Source organism: Lysinibacillus mangiferihumi, from assembly GCF_003049665.1.
GTDB classification, from domain to species: domain Bacteria; phylum Bacillota; class Bacilli; order Bacillales_A; family Planococcaceae; genus Lysinibacillus; species Lysinibacillus mangiferihumi.
The window spans coordinates 1-13,649 of sequence record NZ_PYWM01000055.1 but is presented as its reverse complement, the minus strand read 5'-3'; the positions used below and the strand labels follow the sequence as shown (position 1 = coordinate 13,649).

Here is a 13,649-nt window from a genome sequence, read left to right as displayed (position 1 = left end):
ATATTCTAAGTTGACTAGCTTTTCGATACCATTCAAATTCTCATAACTTTTTCTACCTAAATTTAAGTATTCTAATTGAGTTAATTCACTTAAGAAATCTACATTTGGTAAAATCTTTTCATCCATCCCTAAAGAGATTCCATTAATGTTGTTATCCTTCAAAAAATTTATTACTTCTTTATCAATGAATTTAGATTCTTGGATAAACACATTATAATTTTTAAAATTTGTTTTTACAGTGACTACATCATACATTAAATTTCCCCCTTAAGGTTTACATCTAGTACCTTTTTTAATGTTCTTTCCAGGACTGTTAATCTTATTAGATAATTCTATTTTATCAGGATTGAATTTCTCTAATTCGTATATTTCTATTAAATCATCTTCTAATTTAAATAAATCTTTATCGGTTAAAGCATTCGGATCATGAATAAAGCCAACTTTATCTAAAACAGCTGGTTCTAGTTTCTCTTTGTTTAGATGTTGATACAACCTCTTATAAAGATTTTTCGCCTTCCCAACATACATTTCATTTCCTTCTGGGAAGAAATAAACCCCACCTTTTTTAGCAAAAGGGCCCCTTAAATCCAACTAAATCAAACTCTATCAGAGGGTTATACACATACCCATGAAATCTTTCTCACCCGTGAACTCGTTCACTCGCCCATACACATCAAGCTCAGCCGACCAAACCTTATGACCTTGTTCATCATAGGCTTCGACAGGCGTTCCTAGATAATCACTAATAATGCTGTAGCTACCTTTATTCGTGATTTTTGCTGAAGGGACAAAGCCATCATTGAATACCCATGTCACTAGATTATCTGCGATATCGGCATCTGTCTGTGAAGCATATTCCACTGAATTATCCTGCGAGAGATACTCATGTAAAATCGTATTGCCATCCCATACAAAATGAGAAGTTTTTCCTTCCAAACACTTCTCTATCCGCCTACATAGTGCGTCATACTTGAACGTAACTTCTGTGAGATCTGGACGGATGACTTTTGACATCATGCCATTGCCATAGTATTCGTACTTCCATGTATCTCCATTATTTTCGACTTTCTCTAGGAGATTTCCTTCTTCGTCATAGGAAAATTTGGCATTTTTTGTTTCTAGTAGTCTACTGCCTGCTCCATAGATACGATCTTTTTTATCTTTTGTTTCATATAAATTGCCGACATCATCGATACTGCGGTATAAGAAATCAAATTGACGACTGTCTTGATTGGCCCAGACAATAGACATCATGTTTTTTCTCTGATAACTTAAATGACCTTTAATATTATGAGAATTTGTAAAATTAACCAAAAAGAAAGAGTAGCAATAAATCCCTCAAATAGGATTTTTGCCACTCTTTATTTTTCCTGATACATAATCACTCTTCAAATTTGAAACCTCGAATTTAAATGAAACTATAGAGTTAATAATAGGAGTTACATTCTCTACCCTTTCTTCACTTCTATCAAGAATATACATAGGAATTATTTCATTTCCGAGTGCACCTGACCAAGTATATAAAGTAAGATCAATTTTTTCACCAGTACCGTCCAAACGAATGGTTGGCCATTTTTTTTCAAGACATGCCGGCCATGTAAGTAATTCGTCACCAGGAATTACAGATAACTCCTTTATCTCATTTTTAATTTTGTAGGTTCCTTTAACTATACATTCCAAGTAGAATTGAATTATTCATTGCTTGAATGTAATAGTGCCATCGCTTAATTCCCCAAGTAATAATTAATATTCCCTACATTTATCAACTAAATTGGTTGTAGTAAATAACTCAACAAGGTTTAATAGCTCATCACCAACTTCAGTTCTTATTAATTCACTAAAAAGTTTTAAATCCACCATAAAAAAACCTAGACTTCCCAAACTTCCATAAACTGAAGAATTAAAAAACTTATTGTTCTTTTTAATATCAGTTGAGTTTTTGAATATTAGCACATAGACAAGTAACTGTTTCAATTTTTTGTTCATAATCCGTTAGAAACGGGGGGATTCCGAGGATAAAAATTCAGGCTTATGAATTCCATGTATAAAAACTTGAATTTTGATATTGTAATCCCCATATAATTCTATATAGTCCTTTCGATAAGAGATTTTTTCAAGTAATACTTTATCTCTAAGAGCTTGTTGAATAGTCTCATTTTCATTAATTCCAAATTATTCTCATACGTATAACAAATAAAATCTTGTTTAAAGAAAGATAAGAACTGGTAGACCAAAAATGGATAACCCGATTAATAAGCCTCTTACAATTAGGCTTGATAATTTAACAGAACAGCTACTATTAGACTATTGCCAGAAAAATAACATATCTAAAAGTGAAGCTATTCGTAAAGGAATTCATCTACTTTTGGCAAAAAAATAAGAGATAGTCGAAGTACTCTGAGAAGAGCCGACTATCTCACGAGGTTGTTGCCAACCTATGAAATATTATAGCATAGGTTGTAACTCCTTTTCAAAATAGGAGGAAAATCAATGGAAGTAACAGAATTAACTGAATCCATGTTGAATGATATGTCAGAAGATGCAATTAGTAATCTTTGGGATGTCGTAACGGACTCCATGTTAGATTTAAAAAAACACTTATAAGGATAAAGCTAAAAGCCCAACAATGACATTTTGAAATTCATTGTTGGGCTTTCTAGTGTAAGACAAGTAATTACAAAGTTTAGTAAGAAAAATTAGCTGTCATCGCTACCTCTTACCCCAAAAAGTAGAAAAACAAAATAAGTATCGACATTCAATCATCCGTGTGAAACCTTGCATAACACACGGAGAAACATTCGTTTTCTCTAAACAATTTAAATGGAATAATTTTCAAGTTGATGTATATGAAAAAAAGCATTTCTGCAATGCTGTATGCATACAAATTCATTTTTCACATCCATCAAAAATCGTGACATTCCATAAAACTTTTTCCCATGTCAAAAGCGAGTCATTTTTCAGACTCGCTTTTGACATGCTTTTTATTTTGCATCAGCTCGATATATTGGGACTTCTCTTTTGTATCATTTAATATTTTACACTTCCTCTGAATCAACTAATTCATCTTTTAAATAGGTTATTTCTTCATTTAAGAAAACGCTGATTCCTAAATCAAGATTTGCTGTGTTTTTTTTAAAACTTATTATCTCATCTATTAAATTTTGTATTTCAACTACATCATTCTGATTGTAAGTGTAAATTTTAAAATATAATTTAATGAGATCATATTTTGTTTCTGCTTCTAAATTGTATAGATCGTTGTTTATGTTTTGGTAATTAAATGTTGATGTTTTTTCAATAATCAAATATTTTAAAGTCATTTGTTCATCAAAAACTATAAATACATCTTCTGTTAATTCCCTGAAAATATAACTTTCAGCTAAATAAAGTTCATTTTCAATAGAATATGAAAAAATAATAGTATCCTTGTATAGAAATTGACGTACATTATCAAGTTTTTTGTTTTTGTCCAAAAAAACTTGATAATTTAATTCTATCTTTTCTTTTTGTTTTTCACCTAATACTTTTAGTACTTTAGGTTCATTTTGCAGAATTTTAGAACCTGAATTATAGAGTAGCTGAATGTTTAGTTTACAAACATTTCCGAATCTATCTGCTTCCCAAAAATCTTGTATTTCATCAGAAGCATAAACCGATTCTCCCCACTCTATACAGTAGTAACCACCATTAACTATTTTTGTTATATTATTCATTGTTTCATTCTATTTGAGTAATTGCGGGCTTATCAGTTATAAACTTAATGTCTTTATACACTCCGGCAGCATCAGACTTGCCATAAGCGGTTATTATGCCAGAGTCTTTTCCGCTAACTACTACAACATCTCCATCTTTATAGAATAGTAAATGATTATTGTTCTTATGATAAAAAATATTATCTGGATTGTCGAGTGTATCCTTGATAACATCATAATTCATACCATGTTTATCCATATGCCCATTGAATCTGGATTCTTTCAGGTCACCCGCAAAATTTTTTCTGAATTTCCCTAGTCTTTTTGCACCTTTACATTCACTTAATCCGAATGGATCAACAAACCTATTCGGATCACTAACATACCCATAAAGCGTAGGATTCCCACCCGCAAGCCCAATTGGGTCAACTTGCGTATAATTCCCTTGCTCTGGGTCATAGTATCGGAATCGGTTATAATACAAGCCAATTTCTACATCTTCATACTGCTTCTACATCTTCATACTGCCCTTGATATCTAAACGGAATTAAATCTTTCTCACCCGTAAACTCTTTCACTCGTCCATACACATCAAGCTCAGCCGACCAAACCTTATGACCTTGTTCATCATAGGCTTCGACAGGCGTTCCTAGATAATCACTAATAATACTATAATGACCCTCATTTGTGATTTTTGCAGAAGGGACGAAACCATCATTGAACACCCATGTAACAAGATTATCTGCTATAGCGGTATAGGTCTGTGCTGAATTAAGATTTTCTAATGTATATACAACATTCTGGGTGGAATACTCATGTAGAATCGTATTCCCATCCCACACGAATTTTAATGTCTTATCTTCTGAACTCTTCTCTATCCGCCTACCTAATGCGTCATACTTGAACGTAACCTCTGTCTTGTCTGGCTTCATGGCCTTGGTCATCATGCCATTGCCATAGTACTCGTACTGCCATGTATCTCCATTATATTCGACTTTCTCTACGAGATTTCCTTCTTAGTCATAGGAGAATTTGGCATCTTTCGTTTCAAGTAATCTACTACGCACCGTAAACACGATCTTTTTTATCTTTTGTTTCATATAAATTGCCGACATCATCGACACTATGGTATAAGAAATCAAATTGACGACTGTCTTGATTGGCCCACACGAGGTTACTAAATTCATCATAGCCGTACGTCATTTTTACACCAGTTAGCTCGTTGACCATACTGCGTAATTGATGATTAACGCCCCAATTGTAGGCATGTCTTCGTGTATCTCAGCTTTGGTTACTTACTCTGTGATGTGTTGGTCTACCTGTGATATCATACTGCCATTTACTAATAACATCCCCTGGTAGGATTCGCTCAATCTCTTTACCGAGTTCATTGTACTGCATGGAGGCTGTCCACTGGGCTTGTTCGGAGCGAAACGCTGTCATTTGTAAGACATTGCCCAACTCATTACGAGCCACATCGATTTTGGCACCGAGGCTACTTGTTATCTATGAGCGATTGCCTAACTCGTCATAGCTACTGGCAATCCACTGGTTGTTTTGCCATTCCTTGATTCATTGCCTAGATGGGTCTCGTTCTAGCTTTATGGTTACATGCTAATTTTATGTCTCTTATAATGAGCCGTTTTTGTCATAGCTAAATGTTTCCCACGTACCATCATAGTAGTCAGAGCGAATAATATTTCCTAGCGCATCGTGCTGATAGGCTGTCCAACGATTCCCTGGTCGTTGAATCTTCTGACTCGTTGGATTCCAATTTTCCATTAAGTTATATATCGATTTCTAATAATAGGGTGGTTTTTGCACATGCCAGGCACATTGAAAAGCCCTTCTGTCAACGGACAAAAGGGCTTTTCCAAAACAAAGAAAATAGTACAAATCACTTTTCGACATCTCTTAATCGTTTAAACATGCATGTCAATAGCCAACCATTTCACAGTAAAACAATTCATTAGCTAGTTGTGAAATTTTATGAACAGCATCTTCAATATAGTTTTGTTCATCCAATGAGTATTTATCTTCGTTAAAATAAAAGTAATTACTTATATCTACAAAGGATAAAGCAAGTTTTTTTGGAACAACATCTAAATTCTTATATTCAACTATTAAAAACTCCATTGCTGTAATTAATTCATTAAATCTTTCCTCATTCAAACCTTCACCCCTTCTTAATTGTATTAAAATTGAATCCTCTCCTAGTATATTTTCATAAACAACATTTAAAGCTTCGTTCTTTTTCATAATAACCTCCCTCTATAAATGTTGATATATCAACGGTTTAACCCATTTTTAAAGGGGTGAAAATTAACTTTTTTTATTCCACTATGTGATGCACAATTGGATCTCTGCGATGCTTATGAAGACGTACCCTCCCATGTCTCTTGGCGTCTAGCACATACATTCCTTCATTCGGTCTATCCATAAGGCAGAGGCTGACGATGCTCCTTTAGTGATTTGCGGTCTTTTGTGATAAATATTGCCGGCTTCTTCGTACTTGCCGGTATAAAAACAATAATTCTTCTGGTGATTTCCCTTGAATATCTTGTGGCAGTGGTGTCATTTCAAGTACGGCATAAGCCATTTTGCCAAATTGCTTAAAGACAGCCATAAATTCAGGGAAGAAACGATCAATCCAGCGAATCATTCGATTGTGAAGCGCATTTAAATCTTCTTGGATTTTGGCACGTAAAGTTGCGCCGTTACGTAATTCAGCTTCCACGCCTTCTAGAATACGTGGATAACTAAATCGTCCATCACGCATTAAACGCGCAATGACGAGCGCATCCTTTTGGTCGTTCTTCGTTTGAAGATTGTCATCAAGCTCTTTGGAACGATTCACATGATGAGGGTTCACCATGATAAACGGAATCCCATGTGCACAAAGATAGGCAGCGAGATTCATCCAGTAATGGCCGGTCGGTTCAAAACCAACTAACACGTCACTTTTTTCATGCGTAGCACGTAAAGCCAGTAATCTTTCATAAAAAGCATCGAAACCTTCTCTTGTTTGCGAGAAAGGGAACGATTTTTCGAGCACGCGTCCTCTTTCATCAACCGCGTATGCATAATGTGTACGCTTGGCAATATCGATGCCGATGACGAGTATTTTTTCAGAGACTTGATTAATCTTTTGGTTCGTATTAAAATGCATAAATGGAGTCCTCCTGTGTGATGATGGGTCAATGGCTGTTGACACTCATGCATCATAAAAGAGGGCTTTTTCTTTTTCAAGCCCCTGAAAATCCTTCTAACAGGAATGCTCCTATTTCGTTAATGTCGATACTTAGGTAATTAAAATTTCCAGGTGTATATGGTCCTAATAAATTCCCTTTCTTCTAAACTTTCTTGCATTTAGAACAAGAGGTTTTTTGAATTCTTATTTAAATATGTTTTGAAAGTACAAGTTAATACTAATGCTCTTAACTGATAAAATTATATAACCCACTCACCTTCTCCTTATGTATAACTTCCAGCATATTAAACAATAACTTAACATTGTTACTTTTCTCTGTATCTGTCAGAATGGTATAAATATAGTTATGCACTGGACAGCAAAACTTTTGATCCTGAGAGACTACACAATAGCCTTTATCATCATTTTTCTCAATATGCCGCCATTTCCAACCATATTTTCGCTCTATAATATTTCCATATAAAGAACCAATTTCAAATGCTATCTCTTCTACTTCTTCCTCATTGATTTTATTATCTCTAAAGTGGGACAACTTTAATTTGATCTTGTCAAGTGAAATTAAATAATCATCAATAATATCTAATTCTAATTTCTCCTGACTTAAAGCAGATAGACGCTTAATTTCATCCATTTCTTCATTATTCAATTTACGTCTTTTAAATTATCCTGAAAAATCACCCAATTTTCTTGCATGTATAGTTACCCCCTAAGAACTTCAATAAATTTCGAATACATTTATTCATAAGTATCATCAAAAAAAAGGAATAGCAAAAAAATCCGATTTCCAAGATTCTTGCTACTCTTTTTAAATTTCAATTTAACTGTATTCACCAGGTGCATTGTCAAATCTTAAATAATCATTAACTAGGTAAAGTCAAACTATCACTGGTGAAAATTGAAAATGGTTACTACTTAACAGTTTTTGTTTTTTTAATTACTGTTTCTGAATAATTATTGATATATTATTATGGTTTATACACACCAGCTTCATTTGAAGAAACAAAAGTAATACCTTTTAATTTAAGTTTTTCAACTTCTTTTTTGAACTCTTCTGAACAAAACAATACTTCGAAAAGTCTAATATTATTTATTTGAAATACTTCTGGAAGCATGGTTGTGCTTTTCAATTGTAAATCCCAAATTTTCTTTATACGTCCATTTTGCTTATAGAATTCTATATTAGAATTCTCCATATCTATGACGTCTTCTAACTTGTCATAAAATCGCAAAAAATAGTATTCTTTTGAAGATATATTTTCTTTATTCTTGTTCACCATAAATGATTTAGTGTATTGAAAATTACCTATTCCAAAATTCTTTAATAAATTTAGAAAATCTAATGATACAAAAAATCCACCATCCACACATCTAAAATCAAATTCATATCTTTTATCTTTTGAAACAAACCATACTTCCTTCGGCAACTCTGTCATTGTATTTTTTGCGGCTCTCCATTCGCCATCGTCAGAGTCTCTTGGTTCAAATGGATTTTTATCAAAAAATTCAGTATGCATAATTCCCTCAAGTAAAGTCGGGCAGAATATAGCTTCTTTTTCAAAAATTGCAAATATATTTCCCATATTAAAATGTCATTCCCTTCATTTATGATAATCTACCACATGGAGATTTATTTTTAATTTTTCCAGAAATTATTTTCTTTCTCAGACTTCTTTGTAGAGATTCAATATATTGTTTTGCTTGTTTTGCTTCAATATCTTCATTTGTGTACATTTTTTTATACTTTTTAACTTTTTTTCCACCATTTTTGTATAGCTACGATGTCTTGATCTATGGTACAGTTTTTGTCCATGAATATCTGCATTTGCACGACTATCCGACATTAATAATCCATTTGTGAAATGATCCCTCATTTCTCTAGGCAACCCAATACTATCTAAGAAGTTTGCATATTGATCCCACGTTAATTCAGGTATAAGGTGATGTGTTTTATTTTCAATATCTTTAAAAATAATTTCAACTGACATATTTTCAACTCCTACATTTTTTGTATAAGTGTTTTGTAAAATTTCTCAGATTCTTTTTTAAGTTTTTACCCTACTTGAAGAGTAGATTTAATTTCACTTTCATGCCAATGATTATTTTCTCCAAGAATTTCAACTATAAAGATTAATTTAAAAAAGATAGCAAAATCTCTAAGAATTTCTACCTTTTTATAAATTCTTACCTTCCGATAAAAATAAAAGATATTTCAGAGGAGTACATATATATAAATGTAACAAATATTGTAACATCAATTAATTTTGATGGTCTCCATAACAACGTGAATCAAAATCTACTAATTTTCCTCTAATCAGTTTATCTTCTGAAATACCAAACTTCGTTCCAATCCAGAGTAATCTATTGTCCTGTAAAAGTTGAAAAAAGACGAACATCGTCCTTTTGTAAAAAGGTTAAATCTTTATAATTATCATCAGTTACAAATCTAAATACATTCATTAACAACACCCAACTCATCCAAATTTTAACATACCTCTCTCTTTTGCTCCAAATTAAATCATCAGAGGTCTCTAACCTATTAGTAATTTTTATATCAGGCGAGATATTCTTATATAACGTCTTAATTAGAAATTAGTCCATACTCTTTTAATAAGAACCAATAATCCTTTTTAGAGTTCCAAGTGATATTTCCATTGGAGACAAGTTCAACCTGGACAATGAGTGCGAGATAAATAACGGAACCAATCCACTAGGGAGAAGTTCCGTTAAGAAAATATTAATAACCTTGAACGTCCAAATATAGATTAATCACTAAATACAAGACACATTAAATCTTCTCTAATACACAAAAACATAGGTAAAGAAGTGCTAATAGCGTCTTCTTACCTATGTTTGGAGATATTCATCATAAATATTTACTACTAGTTCAATTGTAGTAAAGTTCACAACTTCAGAAAGAATCTTGAATTCTGTAAGAGAAAACATTGGGATAAAGTGTACATCATCCGTACAACAATATCGTTTGTCCAACCTAAATATCCCGTTAATCATATAACGCTCTAGATACCCTCGTAGTCTTATTTCCTCTTACACATGTTTCTGAAAACTATCTTATCTTACTTAAGTTTTGCCTGAATATGCTTGCAAAAATCAAGAAATGAAGGTGCAACAATAATAGCATTCTCAGGGTCGTAACTTACTTCATAATCCATGTATTTAATTTCTCCTGTTTGAATATCAATCCAAAAATCATTATCTGCATGATTATCAGCAAAAGGAATGTGAAATAGAACAAAGTCTTCAAATTCCTCAGAATAATCTATCCTTCTATCTTTTGCTCTTTCAATAGATGTTGTATAATCAGAATCTTCCTCATCTTCGATTAAGGGGATATGAAAAAAACTACCAATTTCTATAGAATAATAATCCTTATTTGAAGCTTCATAAAAATTATCAGGATAAATATATGCCCCTTTAGAAAGCACACCACCATTAGTAGTAAGGTAAAACTTTATAAAATCTTTTTTACCTGGAAACTCATCAGGTACAATTTCATTTATTTGGGAAAGCGATATACTCTTCCAAGAATTCTCAAATAAAATATCATTATTAAAAAATTCATTAGAATTACTTTTAAAATTGTTGTTCATTTAGGTTACACACCCTCCTTTTAATTTATTTCTTCTTTTAGTTGCTTCCGCAACCGCTTCTGGCGAACCATATTTAAAACCTGTATCCTTTTTAAAGTCATCAGCCCCGCCTACATGTGGGTATTTATGGTATTCTTCGTGTACAAATTGCATTCTCATTGTATTCGTCTTAGGATCGTAATCTATATGATGAGATCGATAATTTTTGCCTGGATCATTAATTCCAGCTTCTTTTGCAAGTGCTGCTCTATCATCAAAATATGATCCAGTTGCATCTATAGTAAATATACCATGTGGATTATTTGGACTTATAGTTTTAGGATGTATTACTCCTCCACCAGTAGAAAGGAAAATGATTGGTTGCCTTACTATTAATCCAAAGGGATCTATCATTGCATTTAGATCACTAACATAACCGTATAATGTAGGATTCCCACCCGCAAGTCCAATCGGGTCAATCTGAGTATAATTCCCTTGCTCTGGGTCGTAGTATCGGAATCGGTTATAATACAATCCTATTTCCACATCTTCATACTGCCCTTGATAACGGAATGGAATGAATTCTTTCTCACCAGTAAACTCTTTCACTCGGCCATAAATATCAAGTTCAGCTGACCAAACCTTATGACCTTGTTCATCATAGGCTTCAACAGGTGTTCCTAGATAATCACTAATAATACTGTAGCTACCTTTATTCGTGATTTTTGCTGAAGGGACAAAGCCATCATTGAATACCCATGTAACGAGATTGTTTTGTAATTCAAGCTTGATCTGTGACTCAACTAAATTTTCTCGTTCAACTTCATCATTTTGCGTGAACTACTCATGGAGAATTGTTTTCCATACTTCTTGAAATCATTGTAGTTAAAAAGGCCAAAAATCCCTTTAGTGTTATTTTTTGCCCTTTGGAATTAATATTAAGGTATTTCTTTTATTATATTTTTAAGAATACTAATTTAAACTATCTTTGCCACGTTAAAGTTATATCTTTCATCTTCCCGTGGATCATTAAAACCTTTAAATTCGTTTACTTTTTTAAGAGAAAACAAAAAACCAAAGTTTGAATTTGGATAATCTAATTTCTTCTTACGTTCGTATCCTTTTATAGATACGGAATATTTACCAGAAGAAACACTGTATCTAAATCCGGAATATAGTGTTTTACCATCTAATGTTTCATAAGATACTTCATCATTTCCTAAAAATTCATTTTTATCAAATTCATAAAATGAACCAATATCTGCAATCCACAATGAATCTTTAACTTCAATATTAAAGTCATGATAAACGAATTTTTCTTCCCATTCATCGTCAAATGACTGATTACAATTTTCAAGTTTGATAATATACTCTATAGAATTTATAGGTAAAAAAGGTATCCAAATACCATTTTCAAGTGAAGCTAAATAACGATTATGATTATCCTGAAAATTTTTTAAAATTTTTTTTGTTCTAACTTTTTCTTTCTTTAAAAAGTCTTGCAGGACGTCTGTTGAAAATAAACAAATTCCGTAACTTCCAGTATCTAAAATTCTATCCATTATAACATCTCCTTTTTTTCTATTTACAAGGGATTTTTCCATTAGAATTTCATTCTTTTAATTTCTCTAAAGCTTCTGCAGGAGTTAAATCTTTGAATAACTTTTCTTTTGTGTATGGGATTTTTAAATAACCTTTAACGTCAATGTCTTTGTATGCTTTAGCAGCTTTTTCAAAAAATTCATCTGTTGTACCAGTAAATTTTGAACCATGATAAGGTATTCCATCTTCTATAAGCTTTCTATGCAATTTTTTGTGAAGTTCTTCCGTTCCGGCTCCTTCATCTGGATACCAAGAAATTGAATGAATTTGACTTAACTCTGAAATGTCTAAAGCCTTTGCTATTGATCTCGGCATCAAATGATGTCCCATACCAGTATCCAATAAATCTGAATATAAACCAAATTTATCAATATTGTTATTTGTATCCCGGACATAACCATACAAAGTAGGATTCCCACACGCAAGCCCAATCGGGTCAACCTGAGTATAATTCCCTTGCTCTGGGTCGTAGTATCGGAATCGGTTATAATACAAGCCAATTTCTACATCTTCATACTGCCCTTGATATCTAAATGGGATGAAATCTTTCTCACCCGTGAATTCCTTTACTCGTCCATACACATCAAGCTCAGCCGACCAAACCTTATGACCTTGTTCATCATAGGCTTCGACAGGCGTTCCTAGATAATCACTAATAATGCTGTAGCTACCTTTATTCGTGATTTTTGCTGAAGGAACAAAGCCATCATTGAATACCCATGTAATGAGACTGTCTAAGTCATCTGTCTGTGAGGCATTCTCCACTGAATTTTCCAATGTATTAGAATTATCCTGCGAGAAATACTCATGTAAAATCGTATTGCCATCCCATACAAAATGTGTAGCTCTACCTTCCGAACACTTCTCTATCCGCCTACCTAGTGCGTCATACTTGAAAGCTACTCATTATCTGTGAACGATTGATGCTTACTTTGCTCCCAAAGCATCTTTGATTCCAATGTGACTGAAAAAAATCCAAGGTTTATTATAATAATAAAAAGAACGAATTACCATATTACGGAATTCGTTCTTTCATGCTTTTTCAATGCTCTACTGAAATTAAAAATGGGTTATTAGCTACTTCGAATTTGAACAGAATAGCCACAACTAATTAACCGGCTAACATGCCATTTAATAAGAAATCTTTTCCCTTTATCATTACCTAAACACTTAAAAAACAATAAACGCATCATTTTCAAAATAATAAATAAACGCTTGCATAGCCACCAAAGTTTTAATTTGTACAAACCATATTGTGGTGTTTAAATCATGTAACATTTTCTTGCTGATTTACACCACAGTGTAAAAATCGGTTGAGAATGAAATACTATTAGCATTAAAAATCAAATTAAGTTATGTTGCTTTTATACTTTTTCTCTATATAAGATAACAATTATTAATTGTCCCTTATCCCAAAAGTATTAAATTTACTGAGCGTTTCACGGCTAATATCATAGTGATCTTCTATTGGCGTATTAAAATATTTCATACTTTCCTTCTCAATCAACCATGCCAATTTTCCATCTTCTATAAACGTATTTGAAACGAATCTTATAG

At 32.7% G+C, this 13,649-nt stretch carries 18 protein-coding genes and 2 pseudogenes; all 20 read right to left on the bottom strand.

Annotation, left to right across the window (positions count from 1 at the left end):
- The coding region (locus C9J37_RS26200) for a hypothetical protein (RefSeq protein WP_201262227.1) at positions 1–255 on the bottom strand (255 nt) is incomplete at its 3' end.
- A 12-nt stretch (positions 256–267) separates the two neighbouring features.
- Complete coding sequence (locus C9J37_RS26195) at positions 268–591, bottom strand: GIY-YIG nuclease family protein (RefSeq protein WP_107897749.1); 324 nt, start codon at positions 589–591, stop codon at positions 268–270.
- A 15-nt stretch (positions 592–606) separates the two neighbouring features.
- Complete coding sequence (locus C9J37_RS26190; RefSeq protein WP_107897748.1) at positions 607–1,254, bottom strand: RHS domain-containing protein; 648 nt, start codon at positions 1,252–1,254, stop codon at positions 607–609.
- A gap of 84 nt (positions 1,255–1,338) precedes the next feature.
- Positions 1,339–1,680, bottom strand: coding sequence for a hypothetical protein (locus tag C9J37_RS26185; protein WP_107897747.1), 342 nt, complete (start codon positions 1,678–1,680; stop codon positions 1,339–1,341).
- A gap of 1,355 nt (positions 1,681–3,035) precedes the next feature.
- Positions 3,036–3,713, bottom strand: coding sequence for a hypothetical protein (locus tag C9J37_RS26175; protein WP_107897745.1), 678 nt, complete (start codon positions 3,711–3,713; stop codon positions 3,036–3,038).
- A gap of 4 nt (positions 3,714–3,717) precedes the next feature.
- Positions 3,718–4,176 carry an RHS repeat-associated core domain-containing protein gene (locus C9J37_RS29570; RefSeq protein WP_282957614.1) on the bottom strand — a complete coding sequence of 153 codons (459 nt, stop codon included), beginning with the start codon at positions 4,174–4,176 and terminating at the stop codon, positions 3,718–3,720.
- A 16-nt stretch (positions 4,177–4,192) separates the two neighbouring features.
- On the bottom strand, positions 4,193–4,624 hold the full coding sequence (locus C9J37_RS28065; protein WP_167397443.1) for an RHS domain-containing protein: 432 nt from the start codon (positions 4,622–4,624) through the stop codon (positions 4,193–4,195).
- Between the two features lie 127 nt (positions 4,625–4,751).
- Positions 4,752–4,922 (bottom strand): hypothetical protein, encoded by a 171-nt coding sequence (locus C9J37_RS28635; RefSeq protein ID WP_167397442.1) that lies wholly within the window; start codon positions 4,920–4,922, stop codon positions 4,752–4,754.
- A 51-nt stretch (positions 4,923–4,973) separates the two neighbouring features.
- Entirely contained in the window at positions 4,974–5,168 is a 195-nt protein-coding gene (locus C9J37_RS28060; protein ID WP_153063520.1) for a hypothetical protein, read from the bottom strand.
- A gap of 153 nt (positions 5,169–5,321) precedes the next feature.
- Positions 5,322–5,474, bottom strand: a complete 153-nt coding sequence (locus C9J37_RS28630) for a hypothetical protein (RefSeq protein ID WP_167397441.1) — start codon at positions 5,472–5,474, stop codon at positions 5,322–5,324.
- Positions 5,475–5,627: 153 nt separating this feature from the next.
- Positions 5,628–5,951, bottom strand: coding sequence for a hypothetical protein (locus tag C9J37_RS26165; protein WP_107897744.1), 324 nt, complete (start codon positions 5,949–5,951; stop codon positions 5,628–5,630).
- A gap of 250 nt (positions 5,952–6,201) precedes the next feature.
- A pseudogene (locus tag C9J37_RS26160) lies at positions 6,202–6,861 on the bottom strand (IS110 family transposase); the annotation flags it as partial.
- A gap of 268 nt (positions 6,862–7,129) precedes the next feature.
- Positions 7,130–7,549, bottom strand: a complete 420-nt coding sequence (locus C9J37_RS26155; protein WP_107897742.1) for a hypothetical protein — start codon at positions 7,547–7,549, stop codon at positions 7,130–7,132.
- A 319-nt stretch (positions 7,550–7,868) separates the two neighbouring features.
- Positions 7,869–8,483: an Imm43 family immunity protein gene (locus C9J37_RS26150; RefSeq protein WP_107897741.1), complete on the bottom strand. Its 615-nt coding sequence runs from the start codon at positions 8,481–8,483 to the stop codon at positions 7,869–7,871.
- Positions 8,484–8,564: 81 nt separating this feature from the next.
- Positions 8,565–8,888 carry an AHH domain-containing protein gene (locus C9J37_RS26145; protein ID WP_107897740.1) on the bottom strand — a complete coding sequence of 108 codons (324 nt, stop codon included), beginning with the start codon at positions 8,886–8,888 and terminating at the stop codon, positions 8,565–8,567.
- A 1,089-nt stretch (positions 8,889–9,977) separates the two neighbouring features.
- Entirely contained in the window at positions 9,978–10,511 is a 534-nt protein-coding gene (locus C9J37_RS26140; RefSeq protein WP_107897739.1) for an SMI1/KNR4 family protein, read from the bottom strand.
- Entirely contained in the window at positions 10,512–11,099 is a 588-nt protein-coding gene (locus C9J37_RS29565; protein ID WP_282957615.1) for an RHS repeat-associated core domain-containing protein, read from the bottom strand. It lies immediately after the preceding gene.
- A 9-nt stretch (positions 11,100–11,108) separates the two neighbouring features.
- Positions 11,109–11,186 (bottom strand): annotated as a pseudogene (locus C9J37_RS29560) (RHS domain-containing protein); the annotation flags it as partial.
- 281 nt (positions 11,187–11,467) lie between these two features.
- Positions 11,468–12,052: a hypothetical protein gene (locus C9J37_RS26130; RefSeq protein WP_107897737.1), complete on the bottom strand. Its 585-nt coding sequence runs from the start codon at positions 12,050–12,052 to the stop codon at positions 11,468–11,470.
- Between the two features lie 49 nt (positions 12,053–12,101).
- Positions 12,102–12,869, bottom strand: coding sequence for an RHS repeat domain-containing protein (locus tag C9J37_RS26125; RefSeq protein WP_282957616.1), 768 nt, complete (start codon positions 12,867–12,869; stop codon positions 12,102–12,104).
- Positions 12,870–13,649 lie beyond the last annotated feature (780 nt).